Consider the following 26,615-nt stretch of genomic DNA (forward strand, 5'->3'; position numbering starts at 1 on the left):
CCTCTTTTGTCGTGTTCAGGATGAAAGAATTCGCTTGAATGTCCGAATCGCATCGACTACACTGACGATAATTGATTACGAGAGCGGGTGAACAGAGTGAACAAAGGCGTCATGCCGACGGTCGGGGCCTACGTCATGTGGGGCGTCCTACCGATTTATTGGAAGTTTTTGCAGGAAATACCGAGCGGTCAAATCTTGGCCCATCGCATCGTCTGGTCGTTCCTCTTCATCTTACTCGTCTTGAAATGGACGAAACAGTGGACCGAGTTCAACTATGCGCTCCGACACCGGGCGACACGGAACGCCTTCATGTTGAACGGATTTATCGTCAGTGCCAACTGGTTCGTGTACATATGGGCGGTCAATCACGGCTATATCATCGAAGCGTCACTCGGCTATTACATCAATCCGCTCGTCAGCATGGTGTTAGGCGTGCTTGTTTTTCGGGAATCATTAAATCGAGTGCAGTGGCTGGCGGTGACCGTGGCGGCGATCGGTGTGCTCGTCTTGACGTTTGGGTACGGGTCGTTCCCGTGGATCGCGTTCATCCTGGCCAGTACGTTCGGGTTTTATGGGATGGTAAAGAAACGCCGTCCACTTGCCTCGACGGTCAGCCTCGGTATCGAGACGCTCGCGGTCGTGCCGGTCGCCATCATTTTCTTGGGCTGGCAGACGTCACAGGGCGGATTGACGATGACGACTGAACCGGTCATTTGGGTTGCCTTGGTCGGGACAGGCGTGATGACGGCTTTGCCGCTACTTTTGTTCGGGTACGGGGCGCAACATATCCCGTTCACGCTCGTCGGGTTTCTTCAATTCATCGCACCGACGCTCAGTCTCGCGATCGGGGTCATCCTCTATAATGAACCGTTCACGGGCTATCACATTTTTGCGTTCACGTGTATATGGATTGCCATTTTCTTCTTTAGTTGGAACAGTTGGGTGCAGACGCGAAAACGTCGTCAACTCGTCTAAATTGAAAGCTGTTACATTTCAAGAAAACATGATAATATGTTAGATGTCAGACCTATATGTCAGACCGATACATCAGAGGAGGAATTTTACGATGGAATTAGCACGTTATATCGACCACACAGCCTTGAAGGCAGAGACAACGAAAGATCAAGTGACAAAACTTTGTGCCGAGGCGCTCGAATATAAATTCGCAAGCGTCTGTGTCAACCCGACATGGGTGAAGTACGCGGCGGAACAACTCAAATCAGATGACGACGTCAAAGTATGTACGGTCATCGGTTTCCCACTCGGAGCCAACACGCCAGAAGTGAAAGCGTTCGAAACAAAAGACGCGATCGCGAACGGCGCAGGCGAAATTGATATGGTCATCAACATCGGTGCCATGAAAGACGGCGACTTCGACCTCGTCGAACGCGATATCCGTGCTGTCGTCGAAGCCGCAAACGGGACACTCGTCAAAGTCATCTTCGAGACGTGCCTCCTTACGAAAGAAGAAATCAAAAAAGCGGCTGAGCTTTCAGTCAAAGCAGGCGCAGACTTCGTGAAAACGTCGACTGGCTTCTCGACAGGCGGCGCGACAGTTGAAGACATCCGCCTCATGCGTGAGACGGTCGGACCAGATCTCGGCGTTAAAGCTTCAGGTGGCGTCCGTGATTTCGAAGGCGCACAAGCGATGATCGATGCCGGCGCGACGCGCATCGGCGCATCGGCTGGAATCGCCATCGTCACTGGCGGACGTTCAGACAGCGACTATTAATAACTAGTAGTTGACCGCACGACTTACTTTCACTATAATATGTTATGACGTGTGAAACACGTTTCCTTAGTCGTGTAATTCGGAGGGAGGGAAAACTAGTGGAAACTCGTGTCCGTAAAAACGAATCGCTTGAAGACGCTCTTCGTCGTTTCAAACGCGGTGTTTCGAAAGATGGCACTCTTGCCGAAGTTCGCAAACGTCGTCACTACGAAAAGCCAAGCGTAAAACGTAAATTGAAATCAGAAGCTGCGCGTAAGCGTAAGAAATTCTAATTTCAGTTTCATTTGTAGAGAGGGTGTTAGCTCATGAGTCTTCAAGAACGCTTGACGGACGACATGAAGCAAGCCATGCGCGCGAAACAGAAAGATCGTCTCACGACGATCCGGATGGTCAAAGCGTCGCTCCAAAATGAGGCCATCAAATTTGGTCGACAAGATCTAACTGAGGAAGAGGAACTCACGGTGCTCAACCGAGAGATGAAACAGCGCAGAGACTCCCTCCGAGAATTCGAAAGCGCTGGTCGTGAAGACCTTGCTTCTAAAGTAGCTGACGAGATTGTCGTACTAGAGGCCTATATGCCTGAACAACTTTCTGAAGATGAAGTCACGGCGATCGTAAAAGCAGCTATTGCTCAAACGAATGCTACAGGCCCGTCGGATATGGGTAAGGTGATGGGCGTCGTCATGCCTCAAGTTAAAGGCAAGGCAGACGGTGGTCTTGTGAACCGCATTGTCAAACAACAATTGACGAATTAATGAGAGAGACAGGGATTTTTGGGTCAAACCAAAAGTTTCTGTCTTTTTTGCGTATTCTGAAACCAAAACCGAACTTGTTTCGTATACACTAGAGATAAGAGGTAGCTTTGTAACTCGGAAGGGGGTAGCAATACGATGACATTTGGTCTCGGAGTGATTCTGACGGTGTTTTTTGTCGGAATCGTCCTTCTAGGAATTGAAGTGTTCGTTGCCGGTTTTGGATTGTTCGGCGTGCTTGGGATTGGGGCGGTCGTCGCCAGTTTGATTATGGCGGGTGCAACCATCGGACAACTGTGGTTGTCACTCGGGTTAGCCACGGCCATCGTCGCTGGACTCGGTTTTTGGGCATATCGTCGCCTGCAGTCCAATCGTTCGCTCATGTATAAAGGGTTGATTTTGACCGATTCGACGTCATCAGATAAAGGGTATCTGTCCCACGATGACCGCAAACAGTTGCTCGGAAAAGTCGGGGTCACGTTGACGCCGCTTCGCCCGGCAGGTACCGCTGAGATTGACGGAGAACGGATTGATGTCGTGACTGAAGGTAGCTATCTCGATTCGCAAACTAAAATTCAGGTATATAAAGTCGATTCAGGACGCGTCGTCGTCCGTAGCTTTATAGAGCCGAAGGAGGATGTAACAGAATGACACCAGAATTATTGACCACTTTACTCATCTCAGGTGGAGGATTGATTGCGCTCGCCGTATTCTTCACGTTCGTACCGGTCGGGCTGTGGATCAGCTCGTTCGCGGCTGGCGTTCACGTCTCGATCTTCACATTGGTCGGGATGCGGCTCCGTCGCGTCGTGCCATCGAAAATTGTCAACCCGCTTATCAAAGCGGTCAAAGCCGGCATCGGTTTGAACACGAACCAGCTTGAGAGTCACTTCTTGGCCGGTGGTAACGTCGACCGTGTCGTCAACGCCTTGATTGCGGCCCACCGTGCCAATATCGAATTATCGTTCGAACGTGCCGCGGCAATCGACCTTGCCGGCCGTAACGTGTTAGAGGCGGTTCAAATGTCTGTCAACCCGAAAGTCATTGAAACACCGTTCATCGCCGGTGTGGCTATGGACGGGATTGAAGTGAAGGCGAAAGCTCGAATCACGGTCCGTGCCAACATCGACCGTCTTGTCGGTGGTGCCGGGGAAGAGACGATTATCGCCCGTGTCGGTGAAGGGGTCGTCTCGACGATTGGTTCACAGCACAACCATAAGCACGTCTTGGAGAACCCAGATATGATTTCACGTACCGTATTGACGAAAGGTCTTGATTCAGGGACCGCGTTTGAAATCCTATCGATCGATATCGCTGACATTGATATCGGTAAAAACATTGGGGCGGTCCTCCAGACCGACCAAGCCGAAGCAGATAAGAAAATCGCGCAAGCGAAAGCAGAAGAACGCCGCGCGATGGCAATTGCCCGTGAGCAAGAGATGAAATCGTCGGTCGAAGAGATGCGCGCCAAAGTCGTCGCGGCCGAGGCGGAAGTCCCGCTCGCGATGGCAGACGCCCTTCGTCACGGCAAACTCGGTGTCATGGACTACGTCAACTACTTGAACGTCCAAGCTGATACGGAAATGCGCAAAGCCATCGGTCACCCTGTCGAATCTGACAAAGAGTGACCGGAATGGATGGACTCTGGGTACTACTCCTAGCCGCCTTCGGGATCGCCTCGGCGGTCATGAAGCGGATGGAGAAATCATCATCTACTGGAGAACGGCCGCCTAGCACTGATTTGAAGCGGTATCTCGATACGGTCGGTGACATGATGAAAGAAGTTGAGGCGACGTTTGACGAGCCGCGCAACAATCAAGATAAACCGGCTCCTCAGAAACTGCGCCGCCGTGTCGCCGCACCGGTCGAAACGACAGACCGACATGCACCACGTCGACAGGAAGAACTGCCGCACGTGAGTGCCCAGTTCGAACAGACCGTCAAGATTCCACCGATTACCGAGGTGACCGAGTCACGGCCACAACCACGCATGTCGACGAATCAAGTTCGGCAAGCGATTGTATGGAGTGAAATTTTGCAACCGCCGGTGTCGAAACGCCGTCGGTGAACAAGAGGCAGTGACTCCGTGTCACTGCTTCTTTTTGTTGGAAGAATGGACGGTCTTTCTTTCACGAACGGCTTGATAGTGCTAAAGTAAAGAAGGAACAATCTACTGATGGGGAGGAGAAACAACCATTGATTATGACTGATAAAATTCCGTTCGTCATGGAACATGCGAACGAAGCGCAGGCGCTCCTCGGACCGAAGGACGAGGTATTTCAAGCCATCGAAGCAGAACTCGCGGTCGCACTCACTCCTCGTGGAGAAGAATTGATCATTCAGGCCGATACGGCCGATACGCTCGAATTGACGAAGGCCGTCATCAAGACGTTGCAACAACTCGTTAAAAAAGGGGCTCGCTTAAATGAGAGCGATGCCATCAGTGTGATTCAACACATCAAAGTCGGCAAAGGTGACGAATTGCTCGAACATTATGAACGGGTCGTTTTCACGACGAACAAAGGGAAGCCGATTCGGGCGAAGACGGTCGGGCAGAGCCGATACGTCCGGGCCATCGAAAAACGTGACCTCGTGTTCGGAATCGGACCGGCGGGGACCGGGAAGACGTATTTGGCCGTCGTCTTGGCAGCGCGTGCGCTGAAAGAAGGGCAAGTCAAACGCATCATCCTGACACGTCCGGCAGTCGAGGCGGGTGAGAATTTAGGCTTCTTGCCAGGGGACTTGAAAGAGAAGGTCGACCCGTACTTACGCCCGTTATACGATGCCTTGTTTGACGTCTATGGCGTCGAACAGACGAATCGTTTGCTTGAACGAGGCACGATCGAAGTCGCCCCGCTCGCTTATATGCGGGGGCGCACGCTCGAAGATGCGTTCGTCATTTTAGACGAGGCGCAGAACACGACGAAAGAGCAGATGAAGATGTTCTTAACGCGACTCGGTTTCGGCTCGAAAATGGTCGTTACCGGCGACCTGACGCAAGTCGATTTACCGAAAGGAAAGGCGTCAGGGCTTCAAGAGGCGTTGCATCTGCTCGAAGGAGTAGATGGAATCCATTTCGAACACTTCACGTCGTCGGACGTCGTTCGCCATCCGCTCGTCAAGAAAATCATCAACGCCTATAGTACCGAACTCACATAACAAAAAGGGGGGGCACTGATGCAGCAAGCACGTCATTGGACGGTCGCGACGATCTCCGTCCTCTTTTTTCTCATTTTAGGCGCGATTCTCTATTTTACAGTGCGCCCATCCATTATTAGCGTTGAACCGCTCGGGATAGCCGAACAGGATATCCGCTCGCCCATCACGATTGAGGATCGGATGGCGACGGAACGGTTGCAACAAGACGCCGTCAATGGCGTCGGAAGTCAATTTTCACTTCGGCGCGAGTTCGCCGATCAACAAATCGCCAAAGTTGAGCAACTGTTCGCCGCGTTCGAGGAGACTGAAGATGAGACCGAACTCTCTGATATCAAGAACCGATTGAACTCGACCGAAGTGAACGGCTTTCTTGGCGATGATGAACTAAACTTGCTCCTCGAGGCATCTGAGAACACGCGTAGGACGGTCGAAGACGTCACCGTGACGGCGCTCCAAGAAGTGATGGCCAATCGGATTGAGACGAGCTCGGAGTCGATTGCTGAAGCGAGAGACCGGGCCGAGACACTCGTCGACCAATCACCGCTCTCGCTTGAGTTCAAAGCTATCGCCAACAGTTTAAGCGATCAATTGATCGTACCGAACTACGTGTTCGACTCCGAGGCGACGCGCGAGAAAGAACAGCAAGCGCTCGACGCGGTCGAACCGGTCATTATCCAAGAAGGACAATTGCTCGTCAATCAAGGGGAAGTCGTGACGCGCGAGATTTATCGCAAGCTCGAATTGACCGGTGCGATTGACCCGAACCGTTCGTTCGCCCCATTGTTCGGAGCCTACTTACTGAGCGGACTGTTGACGGTCGGATTTCTGTTCATGCTGATTCGTTCAAAAATTCAACAGTTGTTGCTCCGTCCCAAAATCTTGATTACCGTGTACGGGTTGTTACTGCTTCAGCTCGGTATCTTCTTCGGTGTCGGCTATATCGGCATCGAGTTTACGACGTACGCCTACGTGCTCGCGCCGACAGCGTTCGTCGTGCTCTTGCTTCGCATCCTCGTCGATGAACGGGTCGCGCTCGCTTCAGCCCTCATTACGATGGTTGCCGGGTCGATCGTGGCAAGCTTTGGTCAAAATACGAGTTTCATGACCGTCGTCTATTTCGCGACCGGCAGTTTCTTGGCCGTCTTCCTCGTCGAACCGAAGATTCAGCGGAAACGGCTGTTCTTGTCCGGCGTCTTGCTCGGCATCATTAATATCATCATGGTGCTCGCGCTCTTGTTCTTGCGTAACACGCTAGTGACGTGGGAGATGGTCGCATACTTGTCAGGCTTCGCGATTACGAGTGCCTTGCTGTCAATCGTGCTGACGTTCGGTTTCTTGCCGTTCCTCGAACCTTGGTTTGGCGTCTTGTCTTCAAGTCGCTTGATTGAACTGATGAGCCCGACACATCCGCTGTTACGCAAGTTATTGATGGAGGCACCGGGAACGTATCATCACAGCATGATGGTCGCCAACTTGGCCGAATCGGCGTGTGAGGCGATTGGGGCCGACGGACTGCTCGCCCGGGTCGCAAGTTATTATCACGACCTTGGCAAGACCGAGCGCCCGCTCCACTTCATCGAGAACCAACAGAACGGCATCAACCCGCACGACCGGCTCACGCCGGAAGAATCGGCCGATATCATCATGGCCCATCCGTATGACGGTGCCGATCTATTGCGCCGCTATAAATTACCGAAAGAGATTATCGACATTGCCGAGCAACATCACGGGACGTCGCTGTTGAAGTTCTTTTACGTGAAAGCGAAAGAGACACGAGACGTAAACGAGTCGCGTTTCCGTTACCCAGGACCGAAACCGCAGACGCGCGAGGCGGCAGTCGTCATGATCGTCGATTCGATTGAGGCGGCGGTCCGGTCACAGAAGCAACCGACACCAGAACGGATTCGCCAGCTCGTCAACGCGATCATTCGTGATAAGCTACAAGACGGGCAATTCGAAGACTGCGAATTGACGACGAAAGAAGTATGGCGCGTCGGTGAGAGTGCGTGTGAGACGTTGACCGGCCTGTTCCATGAACGGATCGAGTACCCAGAACTGAAGAAAGAAGGCGAATTACATGCAAATCATTTCGAACGATGAGCACGGATTGTTGACGGATGCTCAAGTAGAACTCGTCGAATCCATCTTGGTGCACGCGGCACTCGAAGAAGATGTCGAAGAACCGAGCGAGCTATCGGTCACTTTTTTGACGAACGACGAGATTCAAGCCATCAACCGGGAATGGCGTGGGAAAGACGTGCCGACCGACGTGATCAGCTTTGCCTTTGACGAGATGGGTGAGGAGGAGATGGACTTCATGCTTGATGAAGAAGAACCACGTCTCCTCGGCGATTTGCTCATCTCGGTCGAACGTTGCCGCGAGCAGGCGGCCGACTATGGCCACTCGTTCGAACGGGAACTCGGTTTTTTGGCCATTCATGGCTTTTTACACCTCCTCGGCTACGACCATATGACGCTTGAGGAAGAGGCGGAGATGACGGCGCGTCAAGAACAAGTGCTGGCTCATTTTGAGCTGAAACGAGGCGAAGTGTGAAACCGTTTTGGTTCGCCGTACACGGAATCGTGCACGCGGTGCGGACCGAGCGCAACATGCTGATTCATCTCTTGTCGACGCTACTCGTTGGCGTGTTCGCCTGGTGGTTGCCGACGACAAAGCTTGAGAATTTGATATTGTTCGGTTGGGTGGTCCTCGTCATCGCGCTCGAACTGATGAACACAGCGATCGAGCGCACGGTCGACCTCGTCACGAAAGACATCAAACCGTTAGCGAAACAAGCAAAAGACGTCGCTGCCGGGTCGGTTCTCGTTGCGGCCATCGGGGCCGCAATCACGGCGCTCTTCATCTTTGGGCCTTATATAATCGACAAATTATTCATATGATTGAACGGATTGGAAATTGAGAAAGCAGGTGCACAATGTATCAAGAAGATTTTAAGTCAGGGTTTGTATCTATTATCGGTCGTCCGAACGTTGGGAAATCGACGTTCTTGAACCGGGTCATCGGTCAAAAAATCGCTATCATGTCAGATAAGCCACAGACGACACGCAACAAGGTCCAAGGTGTCTATACGGCGGATGATTCACAAATCATCTTCATCGACACGCCGGGGATCCATAAACCGAAACACCGTCTCGGCGATTTCATGATGAAAGTTGCGACGAACGCACTCCGTGAAGTCGACGCGATCCTCTTCATGGTCAACGTCACAGAACCGCGCGGAGCGGGGGACGAGTTTATCATCGAGAAGTTGAAAGGCCTCGATACGCCAATCATTCTCGTTATGAATAAAATCGATTTGATCCATCCGGACGAGATTCCGGCCGTGATCGAGCAGTATACGAACCAGCTTGATTTCGCGGCGTACGTCCCGATTTCGGCGCTCCAAGGCAATAACGTCGAGCCGCTCCTTAAAGAAATCAAAAAGTTGCTCCCGGAAGGTCCGATGTATTATCCGGCCGACCAAGTGACCGACCACCCGGAACGATTCATCATCTCTGAATTGATTCGAGAAAAAGTGCTCCATAAGACGCGCGACGAAGTCCCGCACTCGATCGCCGTCGCCATCGAGTCGATCAAGAAACGAGAAAACTCGGAAATGATCGATGTCGAGGCCGTGATCATGGTCGAACGTGATTCACAAAAAGGAATCGTCATCGGCAAAAAAGGTGCAATGCTCCGCGAAATCGGAACAGAGGCACGTCACGACATCGAAGCGCTCCTCGGAACGAAAGTATATTTGAACCTATGGGTGAAAGTGCAAAAAGATTGGCGTAACAAGATGGGTCAACTCCGCGACCTCGGTTTCCGCGACGACGAGTATTAAGCCATGTTGCAGAAGGTCACGGGAATCGTCATTCGGACGGTCAATTACGGGGAGTCGAACAAGGTCGTCACGCTGTTCACCGAAGAGCTCGGAAAAGTCGCCGTCATGGCACGAGGGGCGAAAAAGCCAGGCAGCCGTCTGCATTCGTCGAGTCAGCCGTTCGTCGAGGCGGTATATATTTTTCCGGCGAGCCGTGGTCTCGGTCAACTGAAATCGTCCGATGTGATCACGTCCTACCCGGAAATTCGGAAAGACGTCGAGCGCATGGCGTACGCCATGTATTGGCTCGAGCTCGTTGACCGCACCGTCGAGGACCGCGTCCCGAACCGGCCGCTCTACCGGATTTTAAATGATGCCCTGCAGGCGCTCAACGCGGGAATGGACCCGGATGTGATCACGCACCACTTTGAACTGCGGATTTTACACCTGCTCGGGGTCGCACCGGTCTTGACCGGATGCATCCGTTGCAACGACGTGACCGACCCGATGTACTTTTCGGTGGCGGCCGGCGGTTTCCTTTGCGCCCGGCATCAAGAAGAAGGGTCGGCCCGCATGAGCGAACGTCTGGCGAAACTTCTCTATTTGATGAGCCGGCACGAGCTGTCCGAATTCAGTAACGTCCCGCTCACGAAAGAGACTCGCATACTGCTCAGACAGGTATTCGATGCCTATATGGAATCGTACAGTGGCTTGCGACTGAAGACAAAACGTGTCCTCGACCAAATGCAGCGACTTTACTTGAACGATGATTGACTTTTTCGACAAGATTCGATACCATAATCTACGATTAGACAAATGAAATAGCGTGCGCAATGAAGGAAACGAGTAGCTTTTATGCCGTGGGTACAGCGAGTTCGGGAAGGTGGGAGCCGAACACCAAGGGAAAGTGAATGGCAATTCCAGAGCGCCCACAATCCAAAGAGTGGCCTCATCTCGAGGCAAGTAGGGTGGAACCGCGGGTAATCCCGTCCCTATGTGCATGGCACATAGGGGCGTTTTTTGTCGTTTCAATACTTTTGGAGGTGTCACATATGAAGCACATGACCGTGCAAGAAATTATTTTGACGTTGCAAAACTTCTGGGCGTCGAAAGGCTGTTTGACGATGCAAGCGTATGACGTTGAGAAAGGGGCCGGCACGATGAACCCGATGACGTTCTTACGGAGTCTCGGACCTGAGCCGTGGAACGTTTGCTACACGGAGCCATCACGTCGTCCGGCGGATGGACGGTACGGAGAAAACCCGAACCGTTTGTACCAGCATCACCAGTTCCAAGTCATCATGAAGCCGTCACCGAGCAATATCCAAGAGCTTTACTTAGAAAGTTTAGAATTGATCGGGATCAACCCGCTCGAACATGACATCCGTTTCGTCGAAGATAACTGGGAAAACCCGACGTTCGGCGCGGCCGGTCTCGGCTGGGAAGTATGGTTGAACGGGATGGAGATTACCCAGTTCACGTATTTCCAACAAGTCGGTGGCATCGAGTGCGACCCGATCGCGGTCGAGATCACGTACGGTCTCGAACGTCTCGCGTCATACATCCAAGAAGTCGAGAGCGTATTTGACCTCGTTTGGACAGACGGATTCAAGTATGGCGATATCTTCTATCAACCAGAATTTGAACATTCAAAATATACGTTCGAGCTCTCGGACGTCGATATGCTGTTCACGTTGTTTGATACGTATGAAAAAGAAGCGAAGCGTGCCCTTGATGAGAACCTCGTCTTCCCAGCTTACGACTATATCCTTAAATGTTCGCATACGTTCAACCTTCTCGATGCGAAAGGCGCCATATCGGTGACAGAACGGACCGGTTTCATTCAACGCGTCCGCAACATGTCTCGTGCATGTGCTGCCAAATTTATCGAAGAGCGGGAACGCCTCGGTTTCCCACTTTTGAACCAACAGAAAGCAGGTGCCCTTGATGCGTGACCTTTTATTAGAAATCGGACTTGAAGAATTACCAGCGCAGTACGTCCTCCGTTCGGAGAAACAATTGGCGGAACGCGTAACTACGTTCTTGACGGACGCCCGTATCCAGTTCGGTGCGATCACTGTCTACTCGACACCGCGTCGTCTCGCCGTCCTTGTCAAAGATGTCGAAGAGAAGCAACAAGACTTGACGGAGACGCTTCGCGGACCAGCGAAAAAAATCGCCCAAGACGCTGAAGGAAACTGGTCGAAAGCGGCCGCTGGCTTTGCCCGTGGTCGCGGCCTCTCGGTCGACGACTTGTACTTCGCGGAAGAGAAAGGTGTTGAGTACGTGTTCGCCGACCGTCATGAGACGGGACAAGCGACGAGCACGTTGCTGCCGGCACTCGAAGACGTCGTCCGTGGGATGACGTTCCCGAAAAACATGAAGTGGGGCACGAGCAGTCTGCGCTATATGCGTCCGATTCGCTGGCTCGTTGCCTTGTTCGGTGCCGAACAAATCGACTTCGAGATTGAAGGCGTGAAGACGGGGAACGTGACACGTGGTCACCGTTTCTTGAGCAAGGGGGACGTCACGATCGCCGAACCAGCCCTCTACGCCGAGACGCTCGAACGCGAATTCGTCGTCGCCTCATATGAAGACCGGAAGGCCCGCATCGAAGGTCAGATCGCGGAATTGGCTTCCGAACAAGGGTGGACGGTCCAGCTCGACGCGTCATTGCTTGAAGAAGTGACAAACCTCGTCGAATGGCCGACAGCACTATTCGGGGAATTCGATGCGAGTTACCTCGATCTTCCGGAAGAAGTATTGATCACGACGATGAAAGAGCACCAACGTTACTTCCCGGTCTACGTCGGAGAGACGCTCCAACATTACTTCGTGACGGTACGTAACGGGAATGCGGACCATCTTCAAAACGTGGCCAAAGGGAACGAGAAGGTCATTCGAGCCCGCTTGGCAGATGCCGTCTTCTTCTATGAGGAAGACCAAAAGACGAAGATTGATGAGCAACTCGTCCGTCTCGACCGCATCGTCTTCCACGAGAAATTAGGAACGACTGGGGACAAGGTCCGTCGTGTGGAACAACTCGCGGGAACGCTGGCACCATTGTTTGATGCCGATGCGGCGAAAGTTGCCCGGGCCGGGGCTATCCATAAGTTCGACCTCGTCAGCCAAATGGTATACGAGTTCACAGAACTCCAAGGAGTGATGGGCGAGAAATATGCGCTCCAACAAGGTGAGGATGAAGAAGTCGCCGCGGCCATCCGTGAGCACTATATGCCACGTTTTGCCGGTGACGCGTCACCGTCGACGCCGACGGGTGCGGTGCTCGCACTGGCCGATAAATTGGATTCGATCGCTGCATTCTTCGGAATCGGTATGATTCCGAGCGGCTCGCAAGACCCGTTCGCGCTTCGTCGCCAAGCCCAAGGGGTCGTCCAAATTTTGGCGGACTGGAAGATTGCATTACCACTCGACAAATTACTTTCACAAGTTGTCGATTCACAACTTCAGGCAGGACTTTATGATGCCGATAAAGAACAAGTCAAGGCGCAACTAAAAGACTTCTTCATGCTTCGCCTGAAGTATCGTCTTCAAGAGCGACAAGTCCGTTATGACGTCATCGACGCCGTGTTGACGACAGAACTCGCCATCAACCGGCTCGATGCCCGGGCGGACGCGGTTCAATCCATGCTCGCGAACGATGCGAAACTACTCATTGAGCAATTGACGCGTGTCGTCAATATCGCCAAGAAAGGCGAGGCCGGAACTGTCGATCCGACATTGTTCGAAAACACAGAAGAGAACGAGCTCCATGCCGCCATCGAAACGACGTTGCCGGAGACGGAGCAGGCAGTCGAGGTTGGGGATTATCATCAAGCGATCACGTCATTGCGTGCACTTGAACAACCGATTAGCGCCTATTTTGAAAATACAATGGTCATGAGCGACGTTGAAGCGATTCGCGAGAACCGTCTGCGCGAGATGAAACGACTCGCCACGACAATCGAGAGCGTCGCCGACTTTAGCGCGCTCGTACTCTGACCAAACTTGAGGGGGTTGGCTATGCAGCTGAATGAACGCCAACAGAAGATCGTTGAGATTGTCAGGGTCAATGGACCGATCACGGGTGAGCAAATCGCGCAAGAGCTGTCGCTCACTCGTGCCACGCTCCGTCCGGATTTGGCCATCTTGACGATGACTGGAATACTAGAAGCCCGGCCACGTGTCGGCTACACGTTCGTTGGCAAACGAAACTCATCCCTGCTTCGGGAAAAACTCGATTTATTGACGGTCGGCGACTTCATGTCGTCCGCGAAAGTCGTCAGTGACGAAATGACGGTGTATGACGCCGTCGTGACCTTATTTTTAGAAGATGTCGGTTCGCTGTTCGTCGTCGGCAAAGACAACGAGCTCGTCGGTGTCTTGTCTCGTAAAGATTTGCTCCGGGCCGCCATCGGGAATCAAGACCTCGATCAATTGCCGGTCAACGTCATCATGACCCGGATGCCGAACATCACGGTGTGCGAGAAGAGTGAGACGTTGATTCGAGCCGGGATGAAGTTGATTGAGAAACAAATTGACGCGATGCCGGTCGTCGAAGAGAAAGACGGCAAGCTGATCGTGCTCGGTCGCATGACGAAGACGAACATGACGAAAGTATTGATCGCACTCGCCAACGATGAGTCGTTCTGAGGAGGAATTTGGTTTGACATTGACACAAAAACAACTTGTATTTGTCGTGAGCGATTCGGTCGGTGAGACGTGTGAGCTCGTCGTCCGGGCCGCGAGCATCCAATTCCACGAGAATGCGATCGAGACGCTTCGAATTCCGTTCGTGGAAGATGAACAGACGATTCACGATGTCGTGACGCAAGCCCGGGCCCAAGGTGCGGTCATCGCCTTCACACTGGTCAATGAAGAGCATCGGGCTTTGCTCGTCCAACTCGGACAAGAACACGGCGTGAAGACGGTCGACTTGCTCGGAGATTTACTCGACGTGCTCGCCGGTCAACTCGGCGAGAGCCCGCGCGAGAAGCCGGGACTCATCTATCGTCTGGATGAGGATTACTTCCGTAAAATCGAAGCGATGGAATTCGCGGTCAAATACGATGATGGACGTGACCCGCGCGGCTTGAAAAAAGCCGACATCGTCCTCGTCGGCGTATCGCGCACGTCGAAAACGCCGCTCTCTCAGTATTTGGCGCTGAAACGTTACAAGGTCGCCAACGTGCCGCTCGTGCCGGAATCGCGGCCGCCGGAAGAACTGTTCGATTTACCGCCCGACAAGTGTGTCGGGTTGATTATCTCGCCGGATAAGTTGATCTCGATTCGGATGGAACGGTTGAAGTCGCTCGGATTGAAGCCTGAGGCCGATTATGCCCAACTCGAACGCATCAACCGAGAACTCGAATATGCCCGTGGGATATACGAACGAATCGGTTGTGAGGTCATCGACGTGACAAACAAGGCCGTCGAAGAGACGGCGGGCATCATTTTACGCATGCTCGATCAATCAAAAGACGACTGAGTACTCGGATTAGTAATCGCCTAGCGTTAACGGTATAATAGAGTACTGACATTACAGTGAAACGGAACGTGGTGAGCGTTCCGTTTCGTTGCGAGTTTGGATAGGGAGTGGTCGAGTTGCCGCGGATACCGGATGAAGTCATTGCGGAAGTGAAACAAGCCACAGATATCGTTGATTTAATCAGTGAACGCGTTGAATTGAAGAAGCAAGGCCATCGCCTCGTCGGTCTCTGTCCGTTCCACTCAGAGAACAGCCCATCGTTCTCCGTGTCCCCGGAAAAAGGGATGTACCATTGTTTTGGATGCGGCGCCGGCGGGAACGTATTTACGTTCGTCATGGAGACGGAAGGTCTGTCGTTCCCTGAGACGATTGAGCGTCTCGCCACGCGGGCGAACATCGCCATCGAGGGCGGGATGTCTGGCGACGAGGAGTTGTCACGGGACCAAGTCATTCGCAAACAGATGCGTGACGCCCATCGTGTCGTGGCGGACTTGTACCATGAAGTGTTGATGAAGACCGAAGCAGGCGAAGTCGGATTGACGTATTTGCAAGCGCGCGGTTTAGAGGAGTCGACGATCGGACAGTATAAGATCGGTTACGCGCCCGACCATCGTCGATTTACCGTGGAGTCATTGGAACGAAGAGGGTTCGACCTCGAAGTCATGGTGGAGGCGGGATTGATTTCTAAGTCGAGGGCCGGTGAATATTTTGACCGGTTTGAAGGCCGAGTCGTCTTTCCGATTGCGGATCGAGACGGCACCATCGTCGGATTTAGCGGACGGGCAATCGACGAGCGACAGCCAAAGTACGTCAACACAGCGGATACACCCTTGTTCAACAAGAGTGAGCTCTTATTCGGCTTTTCACAGGCACGGGCCACGATGCGAAAGCAGAAGCGCGTCGTGCTTGTGGAAGGGAACGTCGACGTCCTGCAAGTCGCCCAAGCCGGGACGAAGGAAGTCGTCGCCTCGCTAGGGACGGCGTTTTCGACGCAACATGCCCGTGCGTTGGCGCGTATGGTCGAAGAAGTCATCATCTGTTATGACGGCGATACGGCCGGGCAAGAAGCGACGATGAAAGTCGTCCGTTTGCTCGAAGGTTACCCGCTCGATGTCCAAGTGCTGATGTTACCTGAAAAGACCGACCCGGACGACTATATACGGACGAACGGGGCGGAACAATGGCAGAGACTCGTCGAATCGGAACGTTTATCTGTCCTCGATTTCATGAACCGGACGCTTCGGCGCGGGAAAAACATGAGTCGAGAAGGAGAACGGATTCGATTTATTGAATCTATGCTTGTGGAAATCAGTAAGACGGACAATTCGATTCGCCGTGATTTATATGTCAAAAAATTGGCCGACGAATTTGAAATCCCTGTCGAGACACTGTTATCACGGATGCCCTCGACAGGACCGAAAGAAGTCGCGCCACAACGAGTGCCGGAGGCTGAACCGGTTCGCCGACGTTCATCGAAGGCCAATGAACCGCGTTACGTCAAAGCGGAAAAGCTATTGCTAAGGGCCATGCTGAGCGGTCCGGAGCGGGTCCGTTTCGTCAGGGATCGGCTCGGTCTGTCCTATCAGGACGAAGTGCATCGCATGTTGGCGACGGCGCTCTATGAGATCGTCTCCGAGGACATGACGCATGAGGAGTTCGAACAAGTCGCACCTCCGTTCATGGAACGATATTGTGACCAGCGTCCGGACTATGCGAATCGGTATGCCGAGATTCGACTCATGTCCGCACCGGACGAACTGACCGAAGAGGTTTTAGATGAATACATTAAGGTCATAAACAGTTATGAGGAACAGCGTCAAATCGAACGGGCGAAAAGGGAAATCGGACAAGATGCCGAAAGTATAGTAGACCAGGCATCCAAGTTGCAGGAATTGATTACCCGGAGTCGTCGTCTTCGTGAACGATGAACGTGAAGGAAGTTTGGAAGGAGTTGAACTGCTAGATGGCAGAGAAGAAAAAAGAGGATTTATTTAACGCCATAGACGAACTTGAGAAATTAGGTAAGAAAAAAGGCGTCGTATCCATGCAAGCGATTCAAGACCGCCTCAGCCATTTCGAGGTGGACTCAGACTTTATTGATAACTTCATTGAAGATTTAGAAGGTAAAGATATCCGTGTCACAGAAGATGCGGCCGATGCTGAAGAGACGCCAACCAAAAAAGAGGACGAAGAGGTCGATTTGAACGACTTGTCCGTCCCGCCAGGCATTAAAATCAACGACCCGGTCCGCATGTACTTGAAAGAGATTGGCCGTGTTGACCTACTCAGTGCGAAAGACGAGACTGAACTCGCGAAGCGGATTGAGCAAGGGGACGAAGAGGCGAAAAAACGTCTCGCTGAAGCCAACCTCCGTCTCGTCGTCTCGATTGCGAAACGTTACGTCGGACGCGGTATGCTCTTCCTTGATTTGATTCAAGAAGGGAACATGGGCCTCATCAAAGCGGTCGAGAAGTTCGACTACATGAAAGGGTTCAAATTCTCGACGTACGCCACGTGGTGGATTCGTCAAGCGATCACCCGCGCCATCGCCGACCAAGCCCGGACGATCCGAATCCCGGTCCACATGGTCGAGACGATCAACAAGTTGATTCGTGTTCAGCGTCAGTTGTTGCAAGACCTCGGGCGCGAGCCGTCGCCTGAAGAAATCGCCAAAGAGATGGAACTCACACCTGAGAAAGTACGTGAGATTTTGAAGATCGCCCAAGAGCCGGTCTCGCTTGAGACACCGATCGGGGAAGAAGATGATTCACACCTCGGCGACTTCATCGAAGACCAAGATGCGATGGCACCGCAAGACGCCGCCGCTTACGAGCTGCTCAAAGAACAGCTCGAAGACGTGCTCGACACGCTCACTGACCGTGAAGAGAACGTGCTCCGTCTCCGCTTCGGTCTCGATGACGGTCGGACGCGCACGCTCGAAGAAGTCGGTAAAGTATTCGGCGTCACCCGCGAACGGATTCGTCAAATCGAGGCGAAGGCGCTTCGGAAACTCCGTCACCCTAGCCGTTCGAAGCGTTTGAAAGACTTCCTTGATTGATTGTGTTTTTGAATAAAATGTGAAGTTTTAGAAGAAAGGAAGGAAAATGAGTGATTTTCCTTCCTTCTTTATTATTTTTTGAGTAAAATAGTGATGGGTAGAAATTTGGAATGAACATGAGGGGGAAATACAATGCGTAATCCATTGTTACCGTTTGCAGCGATCGCGATCGTCGCAATCATTGCCATGGTCTCATTATCGTATTTTGGCGTGAACCAAGCTCAGCAGGCTGCTGAAGGTCCAGCGGTCACCGAGATGAACCCGGAAGACTTGTACGCGGCGAAAGGTTGCACAGGTTGCCACGGTGGGAATCTAGAAGGTGGCGTCGGTCCTGCCTTGACAGGCGTCGGCGAACGTTTATCGGCTGAAGAGATCACAAACATCATCGTCAACGGTAAAGGTTCAATGCCAGCCGGTCTCGCGACTGCCGAAGAAGCAGACGTACTCGCGACTTGGTTGCTCGAACAATAAGGGTGAAACGTACTCCTTCTGGGGTACGTTTTTTGTTGTCCTAGATATAAATATTCGTTACCCTAATAGTGAAGAAGTAGAAAAAGGAGTTGTCCCTATGCAAGAACAAGTGACGTTAGACCGCCGACTGAAGCAAGTCGTCGATTTCATCCCGAAAGGTAGCGTAGTGGCCGACATTGGCTCCGATCATGCCTACGTGCCGTGCTATCTCGTACAGCAAGGCATCGTCGACCGCGCCATCGCCGGCGAAGTGAACCGTGGACCGATGGAAGCGGCCAAAGCCCAAGTCGCGTTGATTGGGGCGACCGGAAATATCGACGTCCGTCTCGGTGACGGACTCGCCGTTCTCAAAGAAGATGAGGCGACGTGCATCTCGATTTGCGGGATGGGTGGAAGTTTGATTCGTTCCATCTTAGAGAGTGGGCGTGACAAATTAGGGGCGGTCGAACGGCTCGTCCTGCAACCGAACGTGGACGGGCAACACGTCCGCGAATGGCTGCTCGACGCAGGGTTCGTCCTAGTCGCTGAATCCATCGTCGAGGAGAACGATAAAGTGTATGAGATTCTCGTCGGAGAGCGTGGTACGGAGACGTGCTATAGCATGGATGACACAGAACGAATGTGGCAGCTCATGTTCGGACCGTATTTGCTCAAGACGCGCCCGGAGGCGTTCAAACTGAAATGGGGCCGCGAGGCGGACAAGCTCGATTACGTGCTCGGTCAGATGGCCGCCGGTGCCCAGACCGAGGCGCTCATCCGCAAACAGGAGGAGTTCAAGACGCTGCGCGACAAAATGAGAGAGGTGAGCAACTGATGGCGAACGGAAACCATGTCATTCAATTGTTTGAAGAGTTTGCCCCAAAACATCTCGCGGTCGAGGGCGATAAGATCGGTCTTCAAATTGGGACGTTGAACAAACCGGTACAACGGGTCATGGTGACGCTCGACGTGCTCGAGTCGGTCGTCGATGAGGCGATCGAGCGGAACGTCGACTTGATTATCGCCCACCATCCCCCGATTTTCAGCGCGCTCGCGCAAGTGAACGATCGCAGTGCCGCTGGCCGAATTGTCATGAAATGCATCCGGCATGACATCGCCGTCTACGTCGCCCATACGAACTTGGACGTCTGTCAGGGCGGGGTCAACGATTGGATGAGTCAGGCGCTTGGGCTAGTCGATCCGACGGTGCTCATCCCGACGTACGAAGAACCGGTGTATAAACTGTCCGTCTTCGTCCCGACGACCCATCGGACTGTCGTCTCGGAAGCGCTCGGCCGGGCCGGTGCCGGACGACTCGGGGATTATGGAGATTGTCAGTTCACCGTCTCAGGAGAAGGGCAATTCACTCCGCTTGCCGGGTCTGACCCGTACCTTGGTCAGCAAGGCAAGACGGAACGGGTCGAAGAAGTGAAAATCGAGACAATCGTCACCGAAAGCCAGAAGAAACGTGTGCTCAAGGCGATGACGGACGCCCATCCATATGAAGAAGTCGCCTACGACTTGATTCGTGACGACATCGAGGGAAGAGTGTTCGGTCTCGGCCGCATCGGCCGTCTCGAGACGCCGCTTACACTCGCGGCGTTCGCCGAACACGTCAAGACGTGCTTTGATGTCGAGGCCGTCCGGGTCGTCGGTGATCCGACTCGGACAATCGAGAAAGTGGCCGTCCTCGGCGGGGACGGGAACAAATATGTGTCAGCCGCCCATTTCAAAGGCGCAGATGTCTATGTGACGGGCGACTTGTATTTCCATGTGGCGCACGACGCGATGGCGCTCGGTCTCTCCGTCATCGACCCAGGTCATCACGTGGAAAGTGTGATGAAGCAAGGCGTCGTCAATGTGATGCGCGAGAAGTGTGATCGCGCGAAGCTCGATGTCGAATTGTTCGTGTCGGAAGCTGATACGAATCCGTTTCGTTTTTATTGATCAATCGAAAACCCCCGTCCTCTCATGAGGGCGGGGGTCATGTCATTTACGGAGCGCCTTCACTTTCGGGAGGATGCTGCGCAGTTCGAGATAAGGCGTCTTATCATGCGTGCTCAAATCGAGCGGGTCATATTGGGTCAAGAAGTCGATCACTTTCTTCGTGATTGGCGTCGGCGTCGACGCACCCGACGTGACGGCGACCGTCTCGACACCGGCGAGCCAAGCGAGGTCGAGCTCGCTCAAGTCACCGATGCGGTACGCGTTCGTGCCGGCAATCTCTTTAGAGACTTGTGCCAGACGATTCGAGTTGTTCGATTTCGGGTCACCGACGACGATCAATAGTTCACAGTCACCAGCTTGTTCAGCGACAGCCTCTTGTCGGACTTGGGTCGCGTTACAGATTTCATTGTGGACTTCGACGTGAGGGTAACGCTCTTGAATCATTTCAATCAAGGCCGAGACGTCCCATTGGCTCATCGTCGTCTGGTTTGTGACAAGAATTTTTGCGTCATACAAATGAGCCGGGAGCGCCTCGAAATCACGCTCATATTGAACGAGATGGACCTTTCCAGGAGCGACGCCCATCGCGCCTTCCGGTTCCGGGTGGCCGTGTTTCCCGATATAGATGACTTCATAACCGTCAGCCGTCTTTTCGCGAATCAAATCGTGAGTGACCAGGACGTCTGGACATGAGGCGTCGACAATCGTCAACCCTTTCTCGATGGCACGTTTGCGCACGAGCGGCGAGATGCCGTGGGCGGTGAAGACGACCGTTCCGCGGTCGATTGTCTCAAGTGCTTTCATGCGATCCTCGCCGTCGACCGTCTTGACGCCGAGGTCCTCGAATGCTTGGGTGACATGACGGTTATGGACGATCATGCCAAGTATATGGATAGGACGCGGTAAATCTGGGTTGGCCACGGCTTCGTTAGCGAGCTTCATGGCATCGACGACGCCGTAGCAATATCCGCGTGGACTGATTTTTTTAACTTTCATTTTGTAAGGAACGCTCCTTTCGCGATGCTGTCATACGTATTAGTCTAACATTGTTTCGAAAATACGAAAAGATTTCCGTGTATTCATGCTATAATCTTAAGGTTAGAAAGGAGGGACACCGTGGAACGCCTAAGAACATTGCTTGAAGTTCGAAAATCGTACTTCTTTCAGATTACATTCATTATCTTCATTATATTAGGACTTGTCATCTCTTCACTAGCCTTCTCTGCCGACCGTGTGACGGTGTCCCGCGCGGAAGAACTGGCGAAAGAACAATTTGACTACGCGATCGATGGGAGTATTGAAAACCTAGAGACGCGGCTCGGTAAATTATACGAAGATTTGGTCTACCTCGGTGCTTACGTCGGGAATGAGACATATATCGAAGAACGGATTCGCACCGGTTATTTGAATCAGCGGACAAGCTTCACCTCGATCTTTTATTATGATTTAGAAGGCGAAGCGTTCACGTGGTACTCGCAGCGGCAAGTGCCGGCGCTGACGCTCAAGAGCGATTCGAAATTTCAAGAAGTGCTCACCGGCGGCAGGAACGACTTGTTTATGAGTGACCCGATCTCGATCTCGGGTGACGTCGGGACGTATTTATACGTCCCAGTGCTTGAAGACAACCGGATGGTCGGGATGTTCGGCGGAAGTATCAGCGTGCTCAACTCAGATTTATATCGCCGGATGCTCGAATCGGCGAATGATGACATGATTCTCTACTTGTTGAATGAACGGGGCGAGGTTTTGTCGACATCATTCAATCTCGTCACGGACGCAGAACGGCGCTTGTCCCGGTCCATTATCGAAGCGACGGACGCCTACGACGTACGTTCGGTGTTCAGTACGAAAGACGATGTCCTCATGTATGAGCCCGATGCGCGTGTCAACGGCTGGAGCGTCCTCGCGAAGCATAGTACCGATTCCGTCTACGAAGCCGTGTATGCGACGCGTTGGCAATACTTGATGATCACGCTCGTCACGTTCTTCTTGAGCATTCTGGTCGGCTTGCTGTTGTCGAGGACACTGACGAGCCCGCTGCTTGAACTCGTTCAAAGTATTAAGCAGCAACAGTCGCTTGAACCGATCCAACTCGAACGGACCGGCTCAAAGGAAGTCGAGACGTTGCTCGATACGTACAACGATTACTCCCGACGCATGGAGACGGCCCGACGCGAACAGCTTAGTCAACAACAGCTGTTGCTTCAACAAGAGAAGCTCGCCTCGCTCGGACAGCTCGCTGCCGGGATTGCCCATGAGATTCGTAACCCGCTCACGCCGGTCCAAATCACGTTGCAGATGGTGAAAGAAGGACATAGCAGCAGCGACATGCTCGATCTCGCTCTTTCAGAGCTCGACCGGGCCAACCACTTGATCACGACGATGCTCACGCTTGCGAAGCCCGACCAGGCGAAGCTGCAGGAAGAGTGGCTCGACATGACCGAGTTTGCGAAACGTCTCGAATTCTTGCTCGATGCCGAATGCTATAAGCGGGTCACAAACTGGGAGTTGAACACTCCGAACGACATGCCGCCATTTTACTGTTCGAATGACATGCTCGTCCAAATCATCTATAACTTGTTCAAAAACGCGGTCGAGGCCGTCGATGCGAAAGGTGCCGACGGGGTCGTGACAGTCACGATTCAATTCACAGAGCGGGACTACCGCTTCTTGATCGAAGACAATGGGATCGGCATGACCGAAGCCCAAGTCAAGTCGGTCGGATCCGCGTTTTATACAACGAAAGAGAACGGCAACGGCTTGGGGCTCTACATGATTCGCGAATACTTGAAAGCCGTGAACGGCCACATGGAAATTGAGAGTGTTGAAGGAGAAGGTACGGCCATGATGATTAAAATCCCAAGGCGGTCGCACCCATGACGAAAGGATTTAAACATTACTGGCTTTGGCTACCGGTCGTCTGGGCGCTGTCGATTCTATTGATCACATCGATTCAATTACCGGAACGGACGAGAGCAAATAATGAAGTCGGTTTCGTGTTCGTCAGTGAAAAACATGAGCATGCCAATAAACTGTTGGCCGCGTTCGTCCGGACAGCGAATCAAAAAGGGTTCATCCCTGTCCCGACGACGAGTGAGGATTCCCGTGTCCTCGAGAAAGAAAAATTGGATGCGCTGATTGATCGCGGGGTCGAAGCGATCTTCGTGACGACGCTCGATGAATCGTTCATCCGCCCATCGCTCGAACGGGCCGAACGGGAAGGCATCCCGATTATCGCCATTGACCGGATGATCGACCATGAAAGCGTCGTGACATCGGTCATGTCCGATAACGTCGAGATCGGCCGAATGGCAGCGAACCATATCGCCGCCCAACACGCCGGGCTCGACCGTCCGATTCGTGTCGTCGAAGTGAGAGGGACCGCTAAAGTCCGCTCGACGATCGACCGGAGCCTCGGGTTGACGGAATACGACAAAGCCAACGACAACCTGCAAGTCGTCGCTTCGATCACCGGTAATTACGATACGTTCCAAGCGGAGATTGAGATGTCACGTTGGCTCGATGCCGATATCCCGTTCGATGCCGTCTTTTCCCACAATGATGACAATACGTTCGGTGTCGTCCGCGCCCTTGAAAGCCATGGTCTCAGCGACAAGACGCTCGTATCGGTCGACGGCGTGACGGGCATTTATCCGCTCATCCATAGCGGGAAAGTCGATGCGACGGTTGTCCAATCACCGAACGAGATGATCGAGGTCGGATTCAAGGCGCTCGAACATCATTTGAACGGCAAGAAAATTGCGTCACACTACTATTCGTCGAGCTATTTGTATGAAGGGCTCGCAAAAGATTAATTGACAAATGATTAGATTCCGCTATGCTAGGAAAAGTGGAAAGAAACAGGAGGTGTATCGATTGAACAGCTTCCAACAGTTCAAATTGTTACCGTTTATCGTCGATGCCTTGACAGAAAAGCGCATCACAGTACCGACGGACATTCAGGCCCGGATTATCCCGGCTGCGATGAATGGCCGCGATATCATTGGGAAATCACAAACCGGGACGGGGAAGACGCTTGCGTTCCTCTTACCTATTTTAGAAGCGATCGATCCGAAAGAAGAATCGGTCCAAGCCATCGTCGTCGCACCGACGCGCGAACTCGCTTGGCAGATTCACGAAGAGTTGAAAACACTCCTCGTCAAACAGCCGGACTATATTAAAACAAGTCTGATTGTCGGAGGAACTGACCGGGAACGACAAATCGACAAGATGAAAAACCCACCACAACTGATCATCGGGACACCAGGTCGTCTACTCGACTTGATGAAAGTCCAAGCGTTATTCCCGCACAAAGTCACGCACTTCGTCGTCGACGAAGCCGACCAAATGCTCGACATGGGCTTCTTGCCTGAAGTCGACCGCATCGCACAGGCATTGCCAGAGAAACTTCAAACGATGGTCTTCTCAGCGACGATCCCTGAGAAGCTGCAACCGTTCTTGAAGAAATATTTGCATGACCCGCGTTACGCGGAAGCGAGTGAAGAGCATCGCGTCGTTCCGAAAATCAAGCATCACGTCATCCCGGTCCGTCACCGTGACCGCAAGGCGTTGACGGTCGAAATCGCAAAAGCGATCAACCCGTTCGTCTGTCTCGTGTTCACGAACACGAAACAAGATGCGGATGAGTTGGAGACGTCGTTCCGCGAGGCGGGACTCAACGTCGGCACGCTTCATGGGGACATGCAAGCCCGTCGCCGGAAGCAAGCGATCAAAGACATCAACGACGCAAAATATCAGTTCGTGATCGCCACAGACTTGGCGGCGCGCGGCATCGATATTAAAGGTGTGTCGCACATCATCAACTTCGGAATTCCGAAAGACCTCGACTTCTATACGCACCGTGTCGGCCGTACGGGCCGCGCTGGGGAGACTGGCGAAGCGTACACGTTGTATGAAGATCACGAGAACGGTCCAATCAATCGACTCGAAGAGCGTGGTTTCACATTCAAGCACGTCGATTTGAAGAACGGATCGCTTCAAGAGATCAAGACACGCAAACGCCGCACGACCGACCGGAAGATGAAAGTCTCGCAAACGGCGCACAGCCGGATGGCGGGCGAAATCAAGAAGGCGAAGAAAAAGGTCAAGCCTGGTTACAAGAAGAAGTTCAAGTATAAATTGAAAGAGACGGCCTCACGTGAGCATATGCAGAGCCAACGTCAGGAACGTCGCGAAGTTCGTAAAAAGAACCGACGCTAAGCAAAAGAAGAATCGACTTCGTGGAGTCGATTCTTCTTTTTGTGTACACTAAGGACAGATGAGAATGAAGGAGAAGTGACTATGTTAAAAATTGGTTCCCACGTTTCAGTATCCGGTAAGAAGATGCTACTCGCAGGCAGTGAAGAGGCCGTCTCATACGGCGCTAACACGATGATGGTGTATACGGGTGCACCCCAAAACACGCGGCGCAAACCGATCGAGGATTTGAATATCGAGGCGGCGCTCGCCCATATGGCGGCGTACGACATCGACGAGATCGTCGTCCATGCCCCGTATATCATCAACTTGGGGAACACGACGAAACCGGAGACGTTCGAACTCGCCGTCTCGTTTTTGGCCTCCGAAATTAAACGGGCCGAGGCGCTCCAAGTCGCACGTCACGTCGTCCTTCACCCGGGTGCCCACGTCGGTGCCGGTGAAGACGTCGGACTCGCTCGCATCATCGAGGGCTTGAACGAAGTGCTCACCGGGGACGAGACGGTCAAAATCGCGCTCGAGACGATGGCTGGGAAAGGCAGTGAGCTCGGCAAGACGTTCGAGGAGCTAGCGACGATCATCGATGGAGTGACACATAACGACCGGCTCTCGGTCTGTTTTGACACGTGTCACGTTCATGACGCGGGTTACGACCTCGTCGGTGACTTGGACGGTGTCATCGAACAATTCGATCAAATCGTCGGATTGGACCGTCTTGGTGTCATCCACGTCAACGACTCGAAGAATGTCCGTGGTGCGAAGAAAGACCGTCACGAGAATATCGGCTACGGGGAGATCGGCTTTGATACGTTGAACCGGATTATCCACCATGAGGCGTTCACTCACTTGCCTAAGATTTTGGAGACGCCGTATATCCCGATCAGTGAGAAGACGAAAGTAGCACCATACAAGCAAGAGATCGAGATGTTCCGGGCGAACCGGTTCGATGCCGAATGGCGCGAACAGTTCACGCTCGCGCACCAATAAG

Annotated in this window: 27 protein-coding genes; 26 read left to right on the forward strand and 1 reads right to left on the reverse strand. The window is 52.8% G+C overall.

Going from position 1 to position 26,615, the window contains the following annotated elements; all coding sequences use genetic code 11:
• The first annotated feature begins 87 nt into the window (after window positions 1–87).
• The 22 genes from rarD (at window position 88) to NMQ00_RS06240 (ending at window position 20,410) form a co-directional block, all read left to right on the forward strand.
• On the forward strand, window positions 88–975 hold the full coding sequence (gene rarD, locus NMQ00_RS06135; protein WP_255178367.1) for an EamA family transporter RarD: 888 nt from the start codon (window positions 88–90) through the stop codon (window positions 973–975).
• Between the two features lie 91 nt (window positions 976–1,066).
• Window positions 1,067–1,732 (forward strand): deoxyribose-phosphate aldolase, encoded by a 666-nt coding sequence (gene deoC / locus NMQ00_RS06140; protein WP_021065682.1) that lies wholly within the window; start codon window positions 1,067–1,069, stop codon window positions 1,730–1,732.
• 77 nt (window positions 1,733–1,809) lie between these two features.
• The gene (gene rpsU, locus NMQ00_RS06145; protein WP_029334745.1) at window positions 1,810–2,004 is read left to right on the forward strand and encodes a 30S ribosomal protein S21; all 195 of its coding nucleotides are present in this window, start codon (window positions 1,810–1,812) and stop codon (window positions 2,002–2,004) included.
• Window positions 2,005–2,037: 33 nt separating this feature from the next.
• Window positions 2,038–2,487 carry a GatB/YqeY domain-containing protein gene (locus NMQ00_RS06150; RefSeq protein ID WP_021065683.1) on the forward strand — a complete coding sequence of 150 codons (450 nt, stop codon included), beginning with the start codon at window positions 2,038–2,040 and terminating at the stop codon, window positions 2,485–2,487.
• A gap of 135 nt (window positions 2,488–2,622) precedes the next feature.
• Window positions 2,623–3,135 (forward strand): NfeD family protein, encoded by a 513-nt coding sequence (locus NMQ00_RS06155; protein WP_255178368.1) that lies wholly within the window; start codon window positions 2,623–2,625, stop codon window positions 3,133–3,135.
• Window positions 3,132–4,112, forward strand: coding sequence for a flotillin-like protein FloA (gene floA / locus NMQ00_RS06160; protein ID WP_255178369.1), 981 nt, complete (start codon window positions 3,132–3,134; stop codon window positions 4,110–4,112). Before NMQ00_RS06155 ends, floA begins: the two co-directional genes overlap by 4 nt.
• 5 nt (window positions 4,113–4,117) lie before the next feature.
• Entirely contained in the window at window positions 4,118–4,552 is a 435-nt protein-coding gene (locus tag NMQ00_RS06165; RefSeq protein ID WP_255178370.1) for a hypothetical protein, read from the forward strand.
• Window positions 4,553–4,686: 134 nt separating this feature from the next.
• Window positions 4,687–5,643 (forward strand): PhoH family protein, encoded by a 957-nt coding sequence (locus NMQ00_RS06170; protein WP_031199860.1) that lies wholly within the window; start codon window positions 4,687–4,689, stop codon window positions 5,641–5,643.
• 18 nt (window positions 5,644–5,661) lie between these two features.
• Window positions 5,662–7,743: an HD family phosphohydrolase gene (locus NMQ00_RS06175; RefSeq protein ID WP_255178371.1), complete on the forward strand. Its 2,082-nt coding sequence runs from the start codon at window positions 5,662–5,664 to the stop codon at window positions 7,741–7,743.
• Window positions 7,721–8,197 (forward strand): rRNA maturation RNase YbeY, encoded by a 477-nt coding sequence (gene ybeY / locus NMQ00_RS06180; RefSeq protein ID WP_255178372.1) that lies wholly within the window; start codon window positions 7,721–7,723, stop codon window positions 8,195–8,197. The genes NMQ00_RS06175 and ybeY overlap by 23 nt, the downstream gene beginning before the upstream one ends.
• Window positions 8,194–8,544, forward strand: a complete 351-nt coding sequence (locus NMQ00_RS06185; RefSeq protein ID WP_255178373.1) for a diacylglycerol kinase family protein — start codon at window positions 8,194–8,196, stop codon at window positions 8,542–8,544. Before ybeY ends, NMQ00_RS06185 begins: the two co-directional genes overlap by 4 nt.
• 35 nt (window positions 8,545–8,579) lie before the next feature.
• Window positions 8,580–9,488 (forward strand): GTPase Era, encoded by a 909-nt coding sequence (gene era / locus NMQ00_RS06190; RefSeq protein WP_214753083.1) that lies wholly within the window; start codon window positions 8,580–8,582, stop codon window positions 9,486–9,488.
• 3 nt (window positions 9,489–9,491) lie between these two features.
• Entirely contained in the window at window positions 9,492–10,241 is a 750-nt protein-coding gene (gene recO / locus NMQ00_RS06195; RefSeq protein ID WP_255178374.1) for a DNA repair protein RecO, read from the forward strand.
• A 287-nt stretch (window positions 10,242–10,528) separates the two neighbouring features.
• Window positions 10,529–11,422, forward strand: coding sequence for a glycine--tRNA ligase subunit alpha (gene glyQ, locus NMQ00_RS06200; protein WP_370447070.1), 894 nt, complete (start codon window positions 10,529–10,531; stop codon window positions 11,420–11,422).
• On the forward strand, window positions 11,415–13,469 hold the full coding sequence (gene glyS / locus NMQ00_RS06205; protein ID WP_255178375.1) for a glycine--tRNA ligase subunit beta: 2,055 nt from the start codon (window positions 11,415–11,417) through the stop codon (window positions 13,467–13,469). Before glyQ ends, glyS begins: the two co-directional genes overlap by 8 nt.
• Window positions 13,470–13,490: 21 nt before the next feature.
• Window positions 13,491–14,120, forward strand: coding sequence for a transcriptional regulator CcpN (locus NMQ00_RS06210; protein WP_255178376.1), 630 nt, complete (start codon window positions 13,491–13,493; stop codon window positions 14,118–14,120).
• Window positions 14,107–14,955, forward strand: coding sequence for a pyruvate, water dikinase regulatory protein (locus NMQ00_RS06215; RefSeq protein ID WP_255178377.1), 849 nt, complete (start codon window positions 14,107–14,109; stop codon window positions 14,953–14,955). The genes NMQ00_RS06210 and NMQ00_RS06215 overlap by 14 nt, the downstream gene beginning before the upstream one ends.
• Before the next feature lie 107 nt (window positions 14,956–15,062).
• Window positions 15,063–16,883 carry a DNA primase gene (dnaG, locus tag NMQ00_RS06220; RefSeq protein ID WP_255178378.1) on the forward strand — a complete coding sequence of 607 codons (1,821 nt, stop codon included), beginning with the start codon at window positions 15,063–15,065 and terminating at the stop codon, window positions 16,881–16,883.
• Between the two features lie 35 nt (window positions 16,884–16,918).
• Entirely contained in the window at window positions 16,919–18,013 is a 1,095-nt protein-coding gene (rpoD, locus tag NMQ00_RS06225) for an RNA polymerase sigma factor RpoD (RefSeq protein ID WP_114166127.1), read from the forward strand.
• Between the two features lie 132 nt (window positions 18,014–18,145).
• Window positions 18,146–18,484, forward strand: a complete 339-nt coding sequence (gene cccA, locus NMQ00_RS06230) for a cytochrome c550 (protein WP_131437476.1) — start codon at window positions 18,146–18,148, stop codon at window positions 18,482–18,484.
• Between the two features lie 97 nt (window positions 18,485–18,581).
• Window positions 18,582–19,298 (forward strand): tRNA (adenine(22)-N(1))-methyltransferase, encoded by a 717-nt coding sequence (locus NMQ00_RS06235; RefSeq protein WP_255178379.1) that lies wholly within the window; start codon window positions 18,582–18,584, stop codon window positions 19,296–19,298.
• The gene (locus NMQ00_RS06240) at window positions 19,298–20,410 is read left to right on the forward strand and encodes a Nif3-like dinuclear metal center hexameric protein (protein WP_255178380.1); all 1,113 of its coding nucleotides are present in this window, start codon (window positions 19,298–19,300) and stop codon (window positions 20,408–20,410) included. Before NMQ00_RS06235 ends, NMQ00_RS06240 begins: the two co-directional genes overlap by 1 nt.
• A gap of 42 nt (window positions 20,411–20,452) precedes the next feature.
• Here the strand turns inward: NMQ00_RS06240 and NMQ00_RS06245 are convergent, their stop codons facing one another.
• The gene (locus NMQ00_RS06245) at window positions 20,453–21,406 is read right to left on the reverse strand and encodes a 4-hydroxy-3-methylbut-2-enyl diphosphate reductase (RefSeq protein ID WP_255178381.1); all 954 of its coding nucleotides are present in this window, start codon (window positions 21,404–21,406) and stop codon (window positions 20,453–20,455) included.
• 120 nt (window positions 21,407–21,526) lie between these two features.
• Here NMQ00_RS06245 and NMQ00_RS06250 point away from each other — a divergent pair, with 120 nt between their 5' ends.
• From NMQ00_RS06250 to NMQ00_RS06265, 4 genes are all read left to right on the forward strand, one after another.
• On the forward strand, window positions 21,527–23,290 hold the full coding sequence (locus NMQ00_RS06250; RefSeq protein WP_255178382.1) for a sensor histidine kinase: 1,764 nt from the start codon (window positions 21,527–21,529) through the stop codon (window positions 23,288–23,290).
• Window positions 23,287–24,225 (forward strand): sugar ABC transporter substrate-binding protein, encoded by a 939-nt coding sequence (locus NMQ00_RS06255; RefSeq protein ID WP_255178383.1) that lies wholly within the window; start codon window positions 23,287–23,289, stop codon window positions 24,223–24,225. Before NMQ00_RS06250 ends, NMQ00_RS06255 begins: the two co-directional genes overlap by 4 nt.
• Window positions 24,226–24,277: 52 nt before the next feature.
• Window positions 24,278–25,630, forward strand: a complete 1,353-nt coding sequence (locus NMQ00_RS06260) for a DEAD/DEAH box helicase (RefSeq protein ID WP_369696455.1) — start codon at window positions 24,278–24,280, stop codon at window positions 25,628–25,630.
• Between the two features lie 81 nt (window positions 25,631–25,711).
• The gene (locus NMQ00_RS06265) at window positions 25,712–26,614 is read left to right on the forward strand and encodes a deoxyribonuclease IV (protein WP_255178385.1); all 903 of its coding nucleotides are present in this window, start codon (window positions 25,712–25,714) and stop codon (window positions 26,612–26,614) included.
• The last annotated feature ends 1 nt before the right edge of the window (window position 26,615 follow it).

Origin of the sequence: Exiguobacterium aurantiacum, assembly GCF_024362205.1 — a bacterium.
GTDB classification, from domain to species: domain Bacteria; phylum Bacillota; class Bacilli; order Exiguobacteriales; family Exiguobacteriaceae; genus Exiguobacterium; species Exiguobacterium aurantiacum_B.

What these genes read in the sequence shown, in the direction of transcription:
- glyS (WP_255178375.1), top strand. Translation starts at nt 11,415, where the DNA reads ATGCGTGACCTTTTATTAGAAATCGGACTTGAAGAATTACCAGCGCAG.
- NMQ00_RS06235 (WP_255178379.1), top strand. Translation starts at nt 18,582, where the DNA reads ATGCAAGAACAAGTGACGTTAGACCGCCGACTGAAGCAAGTCGTCGAT.
- NMQ00_RS06210 (WP_255178376.1), top strand. Translation starts at nt 13,491, where the DNA reads ATGCAGCTGAATGAACGCCAACAGAAGATCGTTGAGATTGTCAGGGTC.
- NMQ00_RS06170 (WP_031199860.1), top strand. Translation starts at nt 4,687, where the DNA reads ATGACTGATAAAATTCCGTTCGTCATGGAACATGCGAACGAAGCGCAG.
- deoC (WP_021065682.1), top strand. Translation starts at nt 1,067, where the DNA reads ATGGAATTAGCACGTTATATCGACCACACAGCCTTGAAGGCAGAGACA.
- era (WP_214753083.1), top strand. Translation starts at nt 8,580, where the DNA reads ATGTATCAAGAAGATTTTAAGTCAGGGTTTGTATCTATTATCGGTCGT.
- NMQ00_RS06165 (WP_255178370.1), top strand. Translation starts at nt 4,118, where the DNA reads ATGGATGGACTCTGGGTACTACTCCTAGCCGCCTTCGGGATCGCCTCG.
- glyQ (WP_370447070.1), top strand. Translation starts at nt 10,529, where the DNA reads ATGACCGTGCAAGAAATTATTTTGACGTTGCAAAACTTCTGGGCGTCG.
- NMQ00_RS06215 (WP_255178377.1), top strand. Translation starts at nt 14,107, where the DNA reads ATGAGTCGTTCTGAGGAGGAATTTGGTTTGACATTGACACAAAAACAA.
- recO (WP_255178374.1), top strand. Translation starts at nt 9,492, where the DNA reads ATGTTGCAGAAGGTCACGGGAATCGTCATTCGGACGGTCAATTACGGG.
- NMQ00_RS06240 (WP_255178380.1), top strand. Translation starts at nt 19,298, where the DNA reads ATGGCGAACGGAAACCATGTCATTCAATTGTTTGAAGAGTTTGCCCCA.
- floA (WP_255178369.1), top strand. Translation starts at nt 3,132, where the DNA reads ATGACACCAGAATTATTGACCACTTTACTCATCTCAGGTGGAGGATTG.
- cccA (WP_131437476.1), top strand. Translation starts at nt 18,146, where the DNA reads ATGCGTAATCCATTGTTACCGTTTGCAGCGATCGCGATCGTCGCAATC.
- rpoD (WP_114166127.1), top strand. Translation starts at nt 16,919, where the DNA reads ATGGCAGAGAAGAAAAAAGAGGATTTATTTAACGCCATAGACGAACTT.
- ybeY (WP_255178372.1), top strand. Translation starts at nt 7,721, where the DNA reads ATGCAAATCATTTCGAACGATGAGCACGGATTGTTGACGGATGCTCAA.
- NMQ00_RS06150 (WP_021065683.1), top strand. Translation starts at nt 2,038, where the DNA reads ATGAGTCTTCAAGAACGCTTGACGGACGACATGAAGCAAGCCATGCGC.
- NMQ00_RS06175 (WP_255178371.1), top strand. Translation starts at nt 5,662, where the DNA reads ATGCAGCAAGCACGTCATTGGACGGTCGCGACGATCTCCGTCCTCTTT.
- NMQ00_RS06155 (WP_255178368.1), top strand. Translation starts at nt 2,623, where the DNA reads ATGACATTTGGTCTCGGAGTGATTCTGACGGTGTTTTTTGTCGGAATC.
- NMQ00_RS06245 (WP_255178381.1), bottom strand. Translation starts at nt 21,406, where the DNA reads ATGAAAGTTAAAAAAATCAGTCCACGCGGATATTGCTACGGCGTCGTC.
- NMQ00_RS06255 (WP_255178383.1), top strand. Translation starts at nt 23,287, where the DNA reads ATGACGAAAGGATTTAAACATTACTGGCTTTGGCTACCGGTCGTCTGG.
- NMQ00_RS06265 (WP_255178385.1), top strand. Translation starts at nt 25,712, where the DNA reads ATGTTAAAAATTGGTTCCCACGTTTCAGTATCCGGTAAGAAGATGCTA.